Source organism: Stenotrophomonas testudinis, from assembly GCF_024499815.1.
Taxonomy (GTDB): Bacteria; Pseudomonadota; Gammaproteobacteria; order Xanthomonadales; family Xanthomonadaceae; genus Stenotrophomonas.
In genome coordinates, this window is the sequence record NZ_JAMOKY010000002.1 from 234,501 (window position 1) to 250,499 (window position 15,999).

The 15,999-nt window shown below is 67.1% G+C and carries 16 protein-coding genes; 7 read left to right on the top strand and 9 right to left on the bottom strand.

All coding sequences use genetic code 11. The features are described from left to right. Window positions 1-61 precede the first annotated feature (61 nt). Together NQ204_RS02485 and NQ204_RS02490 are read right to left on the bottom strand one after the other, a co-directional pair. Window positions 62-2,410, bottom strand: a complete 2,349-nt coding sequence (locus NQ204_RS02485; protein ID WP_256642985.1) for a GH92 family glycosyl hydrolase — start codon at window positions 2,408-2,410, stop codon at window positions 62-64. Window positions 2,411-2,577: 167 nt separating this feature from the next. After that, window positions 2,578-2,979 carry a ketosteroid isomerase-related protein gene (locus NQ204_RS02490; RefSeq protein ID WP_256642986.1) on the bottom strand — a complete coding sequence of 134 codons (402 nt, stop codon included), beginning with the start codon at window positions 2,977-2,979 and terminating at the stop codon, window positions 2,578-2,580. A 75-nt stretch (window positions 2,980-3,054) separates the two neighbouring features. Between NQ204_RS02490 and NQ204_RS02495 the strand changes: the two genes are divergently transcribed. Together NQ204_RS02495 and NQ204_RS02500 are read left to right on the top strand one after the other, a co-directional pair. Then, window positions 3,055-3,642, top strand: coding sequence for a GNAT family N-acetyltransferase (locus NQ204_RS02495; RefSeq protein WP_256642987.1), 588 nt, complete (start codon window positions 3,055-3,057; stop codon window positions 3,640-3,642). Further along, a complete protein-coding gene (locus tag NQ204_RS02500; protein WP_256642988.1) occupies window positions 3,639-4,526 on the top strand; it encodes a carbon-nitrogen hydrolase family protein in 888 nt (295 codons plus the stop codon). Before NQ204_RS02495 ends, NQ204_RS02500 begins: the two co-directional genes overlap by 4 nt. 219 nt (window positions 4,527-4,745) lie before the next feature. Here NQ204_RS02500 and NQ204_RS19600 read toward each other — a convergent pair whose 3' ends face one another. The 3 genes from NQ204_RS19600 to NQ204_RS02515 all read right to left on the bottom strand — a co-directional run bounded on the left by NQ204_RS19600 (window position 4,746) and on the right by NQ204_RS02515 (window position 7,670). Continuing rightward, the gene (locus NQ204_RS19600; protein ID WP_305888243.1) at window positions 4,746-6,743 is read right to left on the bottom strand and encodes a DUF4034 domain-containing protein; all 1,998 of its coding nucleotides are present in this window, start codon (window positions 6,741-6,743) and stop codon (window positions 4,746-4,748) included. Window positions 6,744-6,925: 182 nt separating this feature from the next. Further along, entirely contained in the window at window positions 6,926-7,249 is a 324-nt protein-coding gene (locus NQ204_RS02510; protein ID WP_256642989.1) for a thioredoxin family protein, read from the bottom strand. A 4-nt stretch (window positions 7,250-7,253) separates the two neighbouring features. Continuing rightward, entirely contained in the window at window positions 7,254-7,670 is a 417-nt protein-coding gene (locus NQ204_RS02515) for a baeRF12 domain-containing protein (protein ID WP_116862418.1), read from the bottom strand. 614 nt (window positions 7,671-8,284) lie between these two features. Between NQ204_RS02515 and proP the strand changes: the two genes are divergently transcribed. Next, entirely contained in the window at window positions 8,285-9,772 is a 1,488-nt protein-coding gene (proP, locus tag NQ204_RS02520) for a glycine betaine/L-proline transporter ProP (protein ID WP_256642990.1), read from the top strand. A gap of 77 nt (window positions 9,773-9,849) precedes the next feature. Beyond that, a complete protein-coding gene (locus NQ204_RS02525) occupies window positions 9,850-10,968 on the top strand; it encodes a catalase family protein (protein WP_243402608.1) in 1,119 nt (372 codons plus the stop codon). 115 nt (window positions 10,969-11,083) lie between these two features. Here NQ204_RS02525 and NQ204_RS02530 read toward each other — a convergent pair whose 3' ends face one another. The 3 genes from NQ204_RS02530 to NQ204_RS02540 all read right to left on the bottom strand — a co-directional run bounded on the left by NQ204_RS02530 (window position 11,084) and on the right by NQ204_RS02540 (window position 13,767). Beyond that, on the bottom strand, window positions 11,084-11,698 hold the full coding sequence (locus NQ204_RS02530) for a hypothetical protein (protein ID WP_133249373.1): 615 nt from the start codon (window positions 11,696-11,698) through the stop codon (window positions 11,084-11,086). 80 nt (window positions 11,699-11,778) lie between these two features. Continuing rightward, entirely contained in the window at window positions 11,779-13,269 is a 1,491-nt protein-coding gene (locus NQ204_RS02535; protein WP_256643002.1) for a sensor histidine kinase, read from the bottom strand. 96 nt (window positions 13,270-13,365) lie between these two features. Continuing rightward, window positions 13,366-13,767, bottom strand: a complete 402-nt coding sequence (locus NQ204_RS02540) for a response regulator (RefSeq protein ID WP_116862476.1) — start codon at window positions 13,765-13,767, stop codon at window positions 13,366-13,368. Between the two features lie 156 nt (window positions 13,768-13,923). On the opposite strand from NQ204_RS02540, the gene NQ204_RS02545 reads away from it, so the two are divergent. Beyond that, on the top strand, window positions 13,924-14,322 hold the full coding sequence (locus NQ204_RS02545; RefSeq protein ID WP_116862423.1) for an OsmC family protein: 399 nt from the start codon (window positions 13,924-13,926) through the stop codon (window positions 14,320-14,322). A gap of 10 nt (window positions 14,323-14,332) precedes the next feature. On the opposite strand, the gene NQ204_RS02550 is transcribed toward NQ204_RS02545, so the two are convergent. Further along, window positions 14,333-14,797: an Lrp/AsnC family transcriptional regulator gene (locus NQ204_RS02550; protein WP_116862424.1), complete on the bottom strand. Its 465-nt coding sequence runs from the start codon at window positions 14,795-14,797 to the stop codon at window positions 14,333-14,335. A 125-nt stretch (window positions 14,798-14,922) separates the two neighbouring features. Between NQ204_RS02550 and NQ204_RS02555 the strand changes: the two genes are divergently transcribed. Together NQ204_RS02555 and NQ204_RS02560 are read left to right on the top strand one after the other, a co-directional pair. After that, on the top strand, window positions 14,923-15,657 hold the full coding sequence (locus NQ204_RS02555; protein WP_116862425.1) for an AzlC family ABC transporter permease: 735 nt from the start codon (window positions 14,923-14,925) through the stop codon (window positions 15,655-15,657). Then, window positions 15,654-15,968, top strand: coding sequence for an AzlD family protein (locus NQ204_RS02560; RefSeq protein WP_116862426.1), 315 nt, complete (start codon window positions 15,654-15,656; stop codon window positions 15,966-15,968). The genes NQ204_RS02555 and NQ204_RS02560 overlap by 4 nt, the downstream gene beginning before the upstream one ends. Window positions 15,969-15,999 lie beyond the last annotated feature (31 nt).

Sequence of the window (15,999 nt, forward strand, 5' to 3'; positions counted from 1 at the left end):
CCGAGCCGAGCGTGGGCTCGGCTCTACAGGTTCCGCCGCCCGGCGTGGCCCGGCGCTACCGTTATGGCGTTGACATCGAATACGGCGCCTGCGCACCCTGCCCCGGCCACTCCTTGTTCGGTTCGGCCTGCATGGTGAAGGTCAGTTCGCCACCGGCCAGGATCTCGTCATGACGCAGGAAGGTGCGCTGCAGCGGCTTGCCGTTGAGGCTCACGCTGCCCACGTAGGCGTGCTTGTCGTCCAGGCCGTTGGCCACGATCGTGAACGTCTTGCCGTTCGGCAGGCGCATCGCGGTCTTCGGCAGGAACGGACGGCCGAGGATGTACTCGCCCGAACCCGGCGCCACCGGATAGAAGCCCAGCGCGGTGAACACATACCACGCCGACATCTGGCCGACGTCATCGTTGCCGGCCAGGCCATCGGGACGGTCGGCGTACTGCGTGTCCATGATCTGCTTCAGGCGGGCCTGGCTGCGCCACGGCTGGCCGGCGTACGAATACAGGTAGGCCACGTGGTGGCTGGGTTCGTTGCCGTGCGCATACCAGCCGATCAGGCCGGTGATGTCTTCCATGTGCTCGAAGATGGACGGATCGACCTTGGCGTTGAACACCTCATCCAGCCGTGCCAGCAGCTTGTCGCTGCCACCGTGCGCTGCGGCCAGACCGGCCACGTCCTGCGGCACGTACCAGGAATACTGCCAGGCATTGCCTTCGGTGTAGTCGGTGCCGTAGCCGCTGGCACTCGGGTCGAACGGCGTGCGGAAGCTGCCGTCACGCTTGCGCGCGCGCATGAAGCCGGTGTCCTTGTCGAACGCATTGCGCCAGTTGCCGGCACGCTTGTCGAAGGTGGTGGCCACGTCGGTCTTGCCCATCGCCTGCGCCATGCGCGCGATGGTCCAGTCATCGAAGGCATATTCCAGCGTCTTGCTGGCGGCCTCGCCTTCCTCGTCGATCGGCACGTAGCCCAGCTCGCGGTACTGCGCGATGCCGTCGTAGGGGCCGTAGTTGGCCGTCTCGACCATGGCTTTCAGCGCCTTGTCGGCGTCGAAGCCACGGATGCCCTTGACGTAGGCATCGGCGATCACCGGCACCGCGTGGTAGCCGATCATGCACCAGTCTTCCAGGCCGTGGAACGACCACACCGGCAGCATGCCGTAGGGGCTGTGGTCGTGGTGGGCCAGCATCGAATTGATGAAATCGCTGTTGCGTTTCTCCGGCTGCACCAGGGTCAGCAAGGGATGCAGGGCGCGGTAGGTATCCCACAGCGAGAAGGTCGAGTAGTTGGTATAGCCCTCGGCCTTGTGCACCGCGTTGTCGGCACCGCGGTACTGGCCGTCGGCATCCATGAACAGCGTCGGCCCAAGCATGGTGTGGTACAGCGCGGTGTAGGCGCTGCGGCGCGCATGTTCGGGCGCGTCGATGTCCAGCACCGACAGCGCCTTCGTCCACTCCTGCTTCGCCTGCGCACGCACACGATCGAAGTCGAAGTCGGACACTTCCGCGTCGAGATTGGCGATCGCACCGGCCTCGCTGACCGGCGAGATCGCCACCTTGACGATCAACGGCGCATCCAGCCTGCCGAAATCGAAGGTACCGACCAGCTGCCGGCCTTCGATCTGTGCGCGCTGTTTCGGATCCTTCTCACCCGGGGGCGCGAAGCCCTTGTAGACAATGTCCTTCTCGGTGCTGTGCAGCTCATGGCTGGTCAGCGGACGCGAGAAGCGCATCGCGAAATACAGCTGGCGACCCGCCGCCCAGCCGCGCGTTTCGCGGAAACCGGTGACCGTGCCGTCGTCGCGCACGCGCACCCGCGACCACAGGATCTTGCCCGGGTAGTCGTACATGCTGGTGCGCATGTCCAGCAGCATCTTCGCGTCGGTGCCCTTGGGGAAGGTGTAGCGATGCACCCCGACGCGGGCGCTGGTGGTCAGCTCGGCGCGCACCTTGTAGTCGTCGAGGGTGACCGCGTAGTAGCCGGGCTCGGCCTTCTCATCGTCATGGCGGAAGCGCGAGGAATAGCCGCTGCGCGGCTTCTCCGGATCACCGCGTTCCAGGCCGGGCTCGCCGGTGAACGGCATCACCAGGATGTCGCCCAGGTCCGAGTGGCCGGTGCCTGAGAAATGCGTGTGCGAGAAGCCGACGATGCTGCTGTCGTCGTAGCGGTAGCCGGCTGCCCAGCCATAGGCCTTTTCGCGCGGCTGGATGCGCGTGTCCGGGCTGAGCTGGACCATGCCGAACGGCACGGTCGCACCCGGGTAGGTATGCCCTTCCCCGCCGGTGCCGATGAAGGGGTCGACCGAGGCATAGGCCTTGTCGGCGGCGGACTTGGGCGTGGCGGCCGTTCCCACGCCGGAGGCGAGCATGGCAGTGGCGGCGATGGCGATCAGGAGGCGACGGTCCAGCAGGGGCATCGGCGTTTGGATCGATTCAGGTGGTGGCCTGATCGTAGCACCGGGTTTGCCGCGAGGCATGCTGCGGTGCGGTTGCCGGGGCGTGCCCTGGTAGAGGCCGCCCTTGGTCGGTGGTTCTGCGCCAACCAAGGTTGGCACCTGCCAGGAGCGTGGCGCTGGCGCCTGCCTCAGCGGCTGACCGCTTCGATCCAGTGCGGCAGGTTGTAGTAGTTGGTGATGCGCGCGACCTTGCCGTCACGGATCTCGAAGAAGGCACCGGCCGGCAGCACATACGGCTGGCCATGGGCCTCCGGCAGCCCTTCGTCGGTCGCCAGGTACTGGCCGTTGACAATGAACTCGGCAGCGCCACGCCGGCCATCGGCACTGCCGAACACCACGATGTCGGTCAGCTGCTCGCGGTAGGTACGGGCCATTTTCTGGCAGAACGCGAGGAACGCCTCCTTGCCGACCTCGCGGCCGCCCTGGTTGATGTCATGCACCACGTCGTCGGTGACCTGAGCGACGAACGCCTCGATATCGCCGCTGTTGAAGGCATCGTAGTAGGCGCGGATGACGTCGGTGGCACTCATGGGAGAATCCTGAGGATGGGCGGGCAAGGGAGCATAGCCTATACTCACCCCCAGTATCCATGGGCGGCAACGAACGTGCGCATCACCACGCTACAGGGGCTGGCAGCAACCCCCTTCCTCGACGAACTCGCGCGCCTGCGCATCCGCGTCTTCCGTGACTTCCCGTATCTGTACGAAGGCGACCTCGCCTACGAACGCGGCTACGCGGCAACCTATGCGGCGGCGGCCGGCAGCATCATCGTGCTGGCCCAGGATGGGGACCGCGTGGTCGGTGCGTCCACCGGCATCCCCATGCGCGAGGAGACCGCTGAGTTCCAGGCGCCGTTCCTAGGCGGCGCCTGGAACACCGACCGCATTTTCTACTTCGGCGAATCGGTACTGCTGCCGGAGTACCGCGGCCAGGGCCTGGGTGTGCGTTTCTTCGAAGCCCGCGAGGCGCACGCCCGCCAGGCCGGCTTCGACCTGTGCTGCTTCAGCGCGGTGCAGCGCCCGCTGGACCATCCGCTGCGCCCGGCCGACTACCAGCCGCTGGATGCTTTCTGGCACAACCGCGGCTACGTCCATCACCCGGAGTTGAGCACGTCGTTTACCTGGCGGGACGTCGGCCACAGCGAGAGGACCGCAAAGCCGATGTCGTTCTGGCTGAAGGCGCTGACCGCATGATCCGCTTCGCAACCAGCCAGTACGCGATCGAGCTGTTCGAACGCTGGGACGACTACGCCGCGCACCTGGACGCCCATGTGGCCGAGGCCGCGGCCGCCGATGCGCAGCTGGTGCTGCTGCCCGAGTACGCGGCGATGACCTTGACCGGCCAGCTGCCGCCGGCCGAGCGCGGCGACCTGGCCGCGTCCATCGCCGGCATCCAACCGCTGCTGCCGCGCTGGCAGGCGCTGTGCGCGCAGATCGCCCAGCGCCATCGCGTCTGGTTCTGCCCCGGCTCGGCGCCGGTGCAGGACGAAGATGGCCAGTACCGCAACCGCGCATTCCTGTTCGGTCCGCAGGGCCTGCTGGGCCATCAGGACAAGCTCATCATGACCCGCTTCGAGCGCGAGGATTGGAACATCGCCGGTGGCCGCGATGGGCTGCGCACGTTCGAGACGCCACTGGGCATTCTCGGCATCCTGATCTGCTACGACACTGAATTCCCGATGCTGGCACGGCAGCTGGCCGAGGCCGGCGTGGACCTGCTGCTGGCACCGAGCTGCACCGATACCGAGGCAGGCTACCACCGCGTGCGCATCGGCTCGCAGGCACGTGCACTGGAAAACCAGCTGCCCGTGCTGGTTTCGGCCACGGCCGGCATGGCCAGCTGGAGCCCGTCGGTGGATGTGAACTACGGCCGCGCGGCAATGTATGTGCCGGCCGACCGCGGCATGCCGGCCAACGGCGTGCTGTGCGAGAGCGAGCGGGTGTTCACCGAGGAGAGCCGCTGGTTGATCGGGCAGATCGATGCCGCGGCGGTATCTGCGGTACGCCGCGAGGGCCAGGTGGCGTTGTACCGCGACTGGCCGGAGCAGTTCGCGGTGAAGGTGCAGCGGTCGTCGTAGCGCCGAGCCCATGCTCGGCTGGCGCTTTCTGTAGAGCCGAGCCCATGCTCGGCTGGCGCTCTCTGTAGAGCCGAGCCCATGCTCGGCTGGCGCTCTCTGTAGAGCCGAGCCCATGCTCGGCTGGAAAAGCAGTCGAGCATGGCTCGACTCTACAAAAGCAGTCGAGCATGGCTCGACTCTACAAGAGCAGCCGAGCATGGGCTTGGCTCTACAAGGGCATCACCGCGCCGGCAGTCCGTCGCTCACGCGTTCCATCGCCTGCCGGTAGCGGCGGCTGCCAAACAGGCCGCGCTGCAGGGTCGTGCGCAACGCCAGCACCTCGTCCTCATCCGGCTGCTGCGCGCAGGCACGCTCGGCCCAGAAGACCGCGCGGTCAAACTCGACTTCGCTGCGCTCGGCGTAGTACTGCGCCAGCATCCAGGCGGCCTGCGTCCACGCCTGTCCGCCCCAGAACTCCAGCGTATCCAGCAGGCGCGGCAGGCGCCCCTCGGCAGGCACCTGCGTGCGCAGGTAGTACCCCGCACCCGCCACGCAGCTGCGAACGCGACGCTGCAGACGCTCGCCCCATTCTTCCTCGGTCGCCGCCAGCTCCAGGCAGCGCAGCTCGCAGGCGTTGGACAGGTGCACCAGTTCGTCCGTGCCGATGCCGGCGATGCCCCCCTCCTCCAAGCCACGGTCGTAGACCAGGCTGAGGTTGTAGAGTGCGCGGCCACTGTCCTGCTCGGCCGCACGGCGGTACCACTGGATAGCCAGCGCCGGATCGTAGGACGGCGCGTGTTCGAAGTAGTGGTAGCCCAGCGCGGCCTGCATCTCCGGAAAGCCCAGTTCGGCACCGACCTGGGCCATGCGCAGCAGCGCGGCGTGCTGCAGCGACTCGTCGAAGGCGTAGTAGACGTCGTTGAACGGGCAGTCCGCGCCCGGCGCCGGCACCGCCATCAGCGCGGCCGCGTGTCGCCAGGCCGCCTCGGCCTGCGCCGCATCGGGCGTCACCCCGCACCAACCGGTATCGCGCAGTACGCCCTGCATTACCGCCGCCCACGCCGAGTTGCGCCATTGCCGCGCCACCACTGGCGCGAGCCACTCACCCATGCCGGTCGCCGCGGCTGCGTGCAGCATGCGCATCAGCTGATGATCGTCGAAGCCGCGCGGCACGCTGGGGTCGGCCGCCTGTGCGTAGTACGCCGCGGCCATATCGGTGTTGTCCACCCGCGAAGCCAGCTCGGCCAGCTGCAGGGAGATCCCCGTGCGCTCCAGCGCCGACTGCGGCTGCGCCAGCAGTTCCATGCCGCGTGCGAAGGCCTGCTGCACCGCGCTGCGGTCGTCGGTGTCGATGCTGTCCACGTCGATGGCATCCAGCCACACGATCATGCGCAGCTGGTTGCGCTGCGATGCATCCAGACCTTCGGCCAGGGGACCCTCGGCCAGCGCGAGGATCTCTTCATGGCTGCCGCCCCAGCGCGGCGTGCGCAGGCGCGCGTAAGTGTCCAGCAGCGGCAGGCCGTGGCCTGCGGCCTGCAGGCCCATCTGCAGCCACGCCAGTGCCGCCTGCGGCGAAGCCTCGTCGCTCTCGACCGGGTCGCCCTCCTCATCCAGTTCCGGCGGCGGCGGAACCGCGGCAGACCAGGATGCAGGCATCTGCTCCGGCAGGTCTGGCAGGCGCGGCGCCTCTGCCATCCACGCGCCGAGCAGGGCCTGCATGTCGCACCACGGGCCGGCGCCATCGGCAGGATGGAAGCCGTCGTGCATCCAGTCGCTCATCCACACCGGCACGCCGAACGCCGCCACGCTGCGCATCAGCTGGTGCAGCAGCGGCCAGGGCAACGGCCCGCGATCGGCCAGGGCAATGGCGTGGACGAACAACGCGGTCTGCGCGGCATGCACGCTGGACCAGGCGCCCTCGCCCACCGATGACCTCCAGCCCGAGCCGCGCAGATCGACGGCAATGCGATCCCACACCAGGGCGGCCAGCAGCAGCGGCGCATCAGCTTGCGGGGCCTGCTGTTGCCACGCTGCCAAGGCCTGCCACAGCGCATTGATAGACAGTGCCTGCGGCGGCGCAAGCAGGGCCAGTGCACGGGCACCGCTCTCGGCGTCCTGGGGTGCGAGGAGGTCGGGCAAGGCGGACTCGATGGCCTCGAAGCGATGGGCGAGCAGGTCATCCCATATCGCGGGTGCGGCGTGGCGTCGCAGGGATTCAGCGGAAAGCGGAGAGGTCATCGGAATTCAAGCAGAGCGACAGCACCGGCGGATTATAGCGCTGCGGCGGGCTCGTCCTCCGGGTGTGCTCTGGTAGTGGTCAAGCTCGCTTGACCGTTCCTGGCGGCGTACATCCGACCAGCAGCCGAGCATGGGCTCGGCTCTACACAGATCCAGGCAGGCGTAGCCGAGCAAGCTCGACGCTACGTGGGCAGCGCTGCCACCAGGGTGGACAGATCGACGCTGTCCACCGGCCGCACCACGCGTGCCACTTCCTGGCCGTCGCGCAGCAGGACCACCGTCGGCCACAGCTTCACCTGGAACGAGCGGCCCAGCGGCTTGCCCTTGCCATCCTCGATCTTCCAGTGCGGCAGTTCATGCGCGTCCACGAACTGCTGCAGCGCCGGCTGCGCGGCCTGGCAATGGCCGCACCACGGCGCACCAAACTCGATCAGCAGCCAGCCGACCTGCGCATCGACATCACTGCGGGTCGGCTCGGCGGACTGGTGGTCGCGCATGAAGGGCATGACATCACGCCGCCAGTGCGCGCTGGATGTCTTCCAGCGGTGCGTTGGTGAAGTTCTTCGCCAGGTCATCCAGCAGCCGCGCCTGCGCTTCCTTGTGCAGAAGGGGGCGGATGCGCCCAAGGGTGATCGGATCGGCCACCAGGATCAGGTGCGAGTAGCGGTTCTTCAACGCATCCTCGTTCAACTGCTCGGCCACCTGCTTGGCGAACGTCGCTTCGTTGAGCTGGGAAATGGACATGTCTTTCGGCACGGCACCCGAGGGGCCCTGTCCCGACACGCCCTGCTCGCTGATGTCCTGCAGGCGCAGCTCGCCCTCCTGCTTCAGCGTCAGCTGATGGTCGGTGCCGACGTTGGTGAACACGCGCGCCGAGCCACCATCGGTGACGACGACAAGGGTACCTTCGGGAATGCGACGGGTCATGCGATGCTCCGGTTGCGTTGGCTCGCCACCACCGTAAGCGCTACGTTGTGAGCGGTGCGGCCACACTGCGTCCACAGCATGTCATCGCAGCGAGCACCATCAAAGCGCGCACATGAACAGGCAGGGTGGAACACAGCGTCTGCTAGAGCCCACTTCGCTGCATGTTCACGCCGTAACCGTTATCATGAACGGATGATCGACACGACGTACTACGTGGCAGGCACCCCTGTTACGTGGGAATCACGGCCGACCGGCGTACTGCTTGCCACACCCGCTCTCACCCCCTCATTCCTTCGCCGCGTGCAGGATCCGGGTGGATGACGCCGCTCAGGCGCTGATCTTCACTGTTTTTCCGATGCGCACCGAGCCTGTTCCGGTCAGCCCGTTCTGATCGGTGGCATCTGCCATCACCGCTGGCATTGATCTTCACCAGCCCTCGCCAATCCACCGCGTAGTTTCCCGTGCGTGGTCTTTTCCCGTACGTCCTGGTCCAGCGTGGACCGCCCGCATCGATGCCCCTGCGCCAGTTGCGCCAGCATCGCCGTTTCCGATTTCCGGGACACACCACACCGCCTATTCCGTATTCCCCATCCAAGAACAGAAAGGACGTCCCCATGCAGGACAACCCCGATGCCCATGCACATTTCGGCTGGTTCAAACGCCGCCGCCACCTGAAGGTCGACGAGATCACCGTCGTCGACAAGCCCATGCTCAAGCGCGCCGTCGGTGCTGCTGCACTGGGCAATGCGATGGAATGGTTCGACTTCGGCGTCTACGGCTACCTTGCCGTGACCATCGGCCAGGTCTTCTTCCCCTCCAGCAATCCCACCGCGCAGGTGATCGCTGCCTTTGCCACCTTCACCGTGGCCTTCCTCGTGCGCCCGCTGGGCGGCCTGGTGTTCGGCCCGCTGGGTGACCGCTACGGGCGGCAGAAGGTGCTGGCCTTCACGATGATCCTGATGGCGCTGGGCACCTTTGCCATCGGCCTGATCCCCTCCTACGAACGCATCGGCATCTGGGCCCCGGTCCTGCTGCTGCTCGCGCGCGTTGTGCAGGGCTTCTCCACCGGTGGAGAGTACGGCGGCGCGGCCACCTTCATCGCCGAGTATTCCACCGACCGCAACCGCGGCCTGATGGGCAGCTGGCTGGAGTTCGGCACGCTGGGCGGCTACATCGCTGGCGCCGGCACGGTCACCGCGCTGCACATGCTGCTGAGCAGCAAGGACATGCTGGACTGGGGCTGGCGCATCCCGTTCCTCGTCGCCGGTCCGCTGGGCCTGCTCGGCCTGTACATGCGCATGAAGCTGGAAGAAACCCCGGCCTTCCGTGCCTTCGCCGAGGAAGCCGAGAAGCGCGAGCACGACCGCCCGGGGCTAGGTGACCTGTTCCGCGTGCATGGCCGCCAGCTGCTGGTGTGCATGGGCCTGGTGCTGGTATTCAACGTCACCGATTACATGCTGCTGACCTACATGCCCAGCTACCTGAGCGTGACCATGGGTTATGCGGAGAGCAAGGGCCTGCTGCTGATCATCATCGTGATGCTGGTGATGATGCCGCTGAACATCGTCGGCGGTCTTTTCAGCGACAAGCTCGGCCGCCGGCCGATGATCATCGGCGCCTGCATCGCGCTGCTGGTGCTCGCCGTGCCGTGCCTGCTGCTGATCGGCAGCGGCAACGACTGGCTGATCTTCCTGGGCCTGATGCTGCTGGGCCTTGCCCTGGTGTGCTTCACCAGTTCGATGCCGTCAACGCTGCCGGCACTGTTCTACACACCGGTACGCTACAGCGCGCTGTCGATCGCCTTCAACGTGTCGGTGTCGCTGTTCGGCGGCACCACGCCGCTGGTCACGGCCTGGCTGGTCGAGCGTACCGGCGATCCGCTGGTGCCCGCCTACTACCTGATGATTGCGGCGGTGATCGGCCTGATCACCATGATGTTCGTGAAGGAGACGGCGAACATGCCGCTGCGCGGTTCGCCGCCGGCCGTGGCCAGCGACAAGGAAGCCGCCGCCCTGCTGAAGAGCGATGGGCCGGTGACGGTTGACCCGACCCTGCCGCCGCTGCCGGAAGCCGGTGATGGCGAGACGCCAAAGCCCGCCTGAGGCACTGCAGGTGGCCGCGCATGGGTCGTGAAAGCGGCCCATACCGGCCCTGCACTGGCGGGTAACCGCAATCACGCATGCTGGTTTCATCCCTGATGGAGCCAGCCATGTGCACGCTACTTCCCCCCGTTCCCTTCCACGCCGGCATGGAACAGCCAGAGGCTGAAGAGGCCGACACCATAGAAGCACTTCGCGAGGTGTTCCTCGGCATGGCCCGCACGGTGGCAGCGGCCGAAGGCCATGCGCGTCGTGCCGTGCATGCAAAAGGCCAGGCGCTGCTCAAGGGCAGGCTGCAGGTTTTTGATGGCCTGCCGCAGGAACTGGCACACGGACTCTTCGCTGCGCCTGCAACGTATGAGGCGCTCGTCCGCTTTTCTTCCCCCCCCGCCGAACAGTTGCCGGACACGGTGTCCACCCCGCGCGCCATCGCCATCAAGATCCTTGGTGTGGGCGGCGCGCGCGTCGCGGAAAGCGAAGAACAGCACAGCCAGGACTTCCTGATGGTCAACGGCCCGGCCTTCACCAGCCCGGGCCCAAAAGGCTTTCTCCGTTCCACGAAGCTGCTGGCGGCAACCACCGAACGCATGCCGCGCACCAAGGCGGTGATTTCGGTCGCCCTGCGCGGCGGCGAAAGGCTGCTGGAAGCCGCGGGCGGTGGTAGCGGCAGGATCAAGGGGATGGGCGGCGAACCGCAGACACACCCGATGGGGGAAACCTTCTTCAGCCAGGTGCCGTTCCGCTTCGGCCCCTACGTGGCCAAGTTCTGCCTGCGCCCGGTGTCGGCCACCTTGCAGGCACTGGAGGGTGCACCAGTAGAGAACAGCGAGGACAGCCAGCGCGATGCCATCCAGGAGGCGCTTGCGAGCGGTCGCGGCGATCTGGTCTGGGAGCTGTGCGCGCAGCTGTGCCGGGACGAAGAAGCGATGCCCATCGAGGATGCCTCGGTGGAGTGGCCACAGGAGCAGAGCCCGTTCATTGCCGTGGCCGAGCTGCATGTTCCACCCCAGGTGAGCTGGGATGATGCGGAATCACCGGGCGTCGAAGACCGCCTGGCATTCAGCCCATGGCATGCGCTGGAAGCACATCGACCGTTGGGTGCGCTGAACCGCGCACGCAAAGTCGTCATGGCCGCCTCGCGTGCGCACCGGTCACAGCACAACCGGTGCCCGCTGCACGAGCCGGTTGCAGGCGCATGATCCAGCCCTGCGGTGAGCGATGCAGCGTCGAGCTTGCTCGACCCTACAAAGGGCGGGAGCAGCCGAGCATGGGCTCGGCTCTACAACGAGCTGGATCAGTCGAGCAAGCTCCACGCTACAGACGGGTCAGCGTGCCCGGCGCCCAGCGGTAGACCCATTCCTGGCGGCCTTCGGGCGGGCACGACGGCTTGCCACGCACGCGCTCGCACAACCGCGAACCCTTCTCGCTGGTGAAGCTGACGGTGATGCGATCGCCGTCCATGCGGATCGACTCGACCTCGCCGGGAACATGCACGCTGCTGTCGTCGGCATAACCAGCGGCGCGGATCAGTGCATAGGTCTCATCGTCATAGACGTTGCTGCCCGGCGCCGCCGCCTGGCCGCGCGGGTCACCGTCACGCAGGGGCGTCATCGCCACCAGCTCGTTGAGCTGCGCGCTGCCCGCTGCAGCCTCGGTGGCGGTGTACAGATACAGCACCTCCACGCGGCCATCGCTGTCGAGATCGGCACTGCCGGCCCACAGGACTCGATAGTCGCGGCGCGCATCGGTACCGGGATGCAGCCGCAACGCCGCCTCGGCCGTGCGACGTGCCTTGTCATAGCTCATCGGTGCAGTGGCGTCACCGACGGCCGGCGTCTCCGCCGCGAGCGACGGGCCGGCGATGGCCAATGACATCCCGATTGCCAGCGCGCGCAGGCTGCGCACCGTCCACTGCGTCCCTTCATTCATGTGCTGCATCCTGATCCGTGGCTTCAATGCACCGGATCATCGCACAGGCCGCGCACGCGGCGCGCCCCATCCCCCACTGCTCACCCCGTGGCCGGTGCATCCGTCTGCAGAAGGCTGTCGCGCTCACGCAACGGGAAGCGGATATGGGCATCCACGCCGTCAGCGCGGAACTGCAGCTGACCACTCCCCGCCAGTTCGTAGGGCACGCGCTTCTCGATGAGCGAGCAGCCCAGGCCCCGCCGCTGCGGCGGCGACCAGTCCGAAACCGTCACATGGTTCTCGCACCAGTGGAGGGCCAGCCAAGGGCTGCCCCCGTCCTCCGCCTGCACGGACCACGACACGCTGATGCGGCCATTACTGCTGATGGCGCCGTACTTCAGCGAGTTCGTCACCAGCTCATGCACGGCCAGCGACAGCACCTCGGCCGCTTTCGGCGGCAGCAGCAGGTCGGGGCCCTCGAGCCCGTACTGGTCTGGTCGATGCACCTGCACCGATATTTCCTCGTCCAGCATGCCGCGCAGGCACACGCCGGCATTGTCGGCGCGGGTCAGCAGCGCCTGCGTGCGCGCCAGCGACATCAGCCGGCCGCACAGGCGCTCTGCATATTCCTCGACGCTGCCCACCGTTTCCTGCGTGCGCCAGGCAATGGCGTGGATCATCGCCATGATGTTGCGCACCCGATGCTGCAGCTCGGCCAGCAGTACGGCCTGCCGCTCGGATGCACGCTTCAGGGTGTCGATGTCGATAACGATGGCGAACACGCCGGTGACCTCGCCCTGCGCATCGCGCAGCGGTGCCGCCGCGATACGCGTCCAGCGTACCTGTCCATCCTCGTGGGTGAACTGGAATTTCAGCCCCGGCACCACCGTATCGCCCCGCAGCGCACGTGCAACCGCGAAATCCTCGGGACCGATCGGCCTGCCATCCTCGTGCCAGCCCTGCCAGCGGGGCATGTTCTGGTGGTCGCGCGAAGGGAGCTCACCGGTGGGCAGGTAGGCACGCATCTGCTCGTTGGACTGCAGCACCTGGCCCTCGGTGTCGACGATGCACAGCCCCACCGGCAGCATCTGGAACGCCAGTGACAGCCGTTCGTCACTCTGCCGCCGGCGCTGCTGCTCGTGCGCCCGCGCGGCGTGCGCCGTGTGCGCGGCCGTGGTCTCGAACATGGTCACCAGCACCCCTTCGATCCGCCCGTTGGCGTCACGGATCGGGCTGTAGGTAATGGTGAACCAGATGTCTTCCAGCACGCCCTGGCGGGCCAGCGGGTAGAGCTTGTCCTCGTAGGTGATGGTCTCGCCCTGCCAGACGCGGGCATAGATGGGGCCGTTGATGTGCCACACCTCCGGCCAGCAGATGCGCGTGGCCTGGCCGAGGCCGCCCGGGTGCTTGTCTGCCAGGATCTCGGCATAGCCATCGTTGTACAGCTGGACCAGTTCCTCGCCCCACAGCACGATCATCGGGAAGCCGTGGGCCAGCATCAGGTCGACCGTGGCCCGCAGGTGCGGGGCCCACGCATCGCGTGGACCCAGAGGCGTCGCCGACCAGTCGTGTGCGGCGACCCGCTCGGCCATGCCACCACGCAGCGTGTGCAGGGGCGGAGACGTCGGCAGCAGGGGCGTCGTCGCCACGGGCGAACTCATCTGCAATCGGCTACCCATGCGCAGGCTTCAATGGCCACCTGCGCCAGCTCGCGTGGCCTGCACCAGCGTCTCCAGCTGCTGGGCCAGGGCCTGGATGTGATAAGGCTTGGCGCAGCGCGGGACGTCGGCGAACCGGCTGGGCACGTTGTCGTCATAGCCCGAGGTCAGCAGGAAGGGGATGCCGGCTTCGACCAGGCGGTCCGCCAGGGGGTAGACCTGCTGGCCGCCCAGATTGATATCCAGCAGGGCCACATCGATGGGCTGCTCATCCACCAGCGTGCCCAGCGCGGCAAGGTCGCCGGCGGGCCCGACGATGTGCGCGCCCTTCAGTTCCAGATAGTCGACCAGGAACATGGCGATGGCGAACTCATCCTCCGCCACCAGCACGCGTACCCCTCTCAGGCCCGGGTTATCAACGGCTTCCAACACGTACAACGCTCCTCTTCAGACGGCACCTCCGACTGTTGCAGGCAAAGGGTGGCCAATCGACCTACAAGAGCGTGTGACGACCGCGCGCAGACACCCCCACCAGGCCGCCGGCGGGGGTACCATTTCCCGGCCTCCACTCCCTTTTCCTGCCCCGCCATGGCTTACGCCCGCATCATCTCCACTGCCGACAACTATCTGCATCACGTCAGCAACGGCACCTATTGTGTCGACACCGATGAACCGGCCACGCTGGGCGGACAGGGCCGCGGCTTCGCGCCCTTCGATCTGTACCTGGCCTCACTGGCGTCGTGCACCGCCATAACCCTGCGCATGTATGCCCAGCGCAAGGGCTGGGAGCTGGGCGAGTTCCACGCCGAACTGCGCTCCGAGCGCGACGAGGATGGGCGCCTGCACGTACACCGGGTGCTGCATGCCGGCGCCGAGCTGTGCGATGCGCAGTGGTCGCGGTTGCTGGAGGTGGTGGAAAAGACCCCGGTGACCCTGGTGATGCGCGAAGGCGCCCGCATCACCAGTGAGCGCGGCCAGGCCGGCTGAGGGCCAGAGCTCAGAGCGGCAGCTCGGTGGTCTGCTTGATCCGCTGCATCGGGATCTCGGTCTTGGTGTTCTGCACGCCAGCGATCCGGTTCAGGTGCCGGATCTGGAACTGGCGGTAGGCATCGAGATCAGCCACCGCCACCCGCAACAGGAAATCGCAGTCACCCGCCATCAGGTGGCACTCGAGCACTTCCGGGAACGACTTGATGCTGTTGATGAAGTGATTGGTGGTGTCCTCGTCCTGCCCGCGCAGCCACACCCGCACGAACACGGTGAACCCCCGGCCCACCTTGGCCGGGTTCAGCAGCGCCACGAAGCGATCGATGAAGCCGCCCTCCTCCAGCAGCCGCACCCGGCGCAGGCACGCGGACGGTGACAGGCCCACCTGGCGGGCGAGCTCCAGGTTCTGCAGCCGGCCATCGCGCTGCAGGGCATCGAGGATGCGACGGTCGAGGGCGTCAAGCTCGTTCTGCATGGCATTTCACCGGATTGGCATAGAGGCGCACAGGATTTCAAATAGTCGGATCATTACGGCATGAACGCAACCCGATTCTGCGCCTTCGCCGCTAGCATGGTCGTCCCCACATACGCGATCGCTCCATGGACGCCCGCACCACCCCGCCCCTGCCCGACCCCGCGTGCGACACCGCGCCGCGTGCCGAATTCCTGCGCGGCCTGCGCGCCGCCATCCCGGTGATGATCGGCTTCCTGCCGTTTGCCCTGGTGCTGGGTGCCCAGGCCGCACAGAAGGGTCTGAGCGCACTGGAAGTACCGCTGATGACCGGCCTCAATTTCGCCGGCGGCTCGGAATTCGCCGCCGTCGAGCTATGGACCTCGCCGCCGCACATCGCGCTGATCGTGGCCATCACCGCACTGGTCAACAGTCGCCACCTGCTGATGGGCGCCAGCCTGGCCCCGCTGCTGCAGCACCTGCCCCGGCGCCGGGTAGTGCCCGCGCTGTTCTTCATGTGCGATGAGAGCTGGGCACTGGGCGTGGCCGATGCACGCCGCCGGGGGCTGGGCTTCAGCCTCGCCTATTACCTCGGTGTCTCGGCCGGCCTCTACACCATCTGGGTGGTGTGCACGACCCTCGGCGCGCTGGTCGGGCCCCTGCTGGGCGACATCCATGCCTATGGCTTCGACATGGCCTTCCCGGCGGTGTTCCTGGTCCTGCTGCGAGGCATGTGGCAGGGCATGAAGCCCGCCCGACCCTGGCTGGTGAGCCTGGTGGTGGCTGCGGGCACCTATCTGCTGGTGCCCGGCGCCTGGTACGTGGCCAGCGGCGCGTTGGCTGGCCTGGCCGCGGCGTGGCTGCTGGCGGAGGACGCAGCATGATCCTTGGCGGACTGATCCACTGGACCGCGCTGCTGACCATCGCAATGATGGCCGCGGTAACCTATCTCACCCGCATCGTCGGCTTCCTCGCCCTGCGCAACCGCACCTTGAGCAAGCGGGCGGTGACGGTGATGGAGGCCGCGCCGGGCTGCGTGCTGATCTCGGTGATCGCACCGGACTTCGTGGCGGACAACCCGGCCGACCTCGCGGCACTGGCGATCACCCTGCTGGCCGCCACCCGCTTGTCGATGCTGCCGACGGTGCTGATTGGCGTGGTGTCGGCGGGCGTGCTGCGCTACGTCCTGGGGTGAATTGGCATCCGCCGGGCATGGCCCGGCGCTA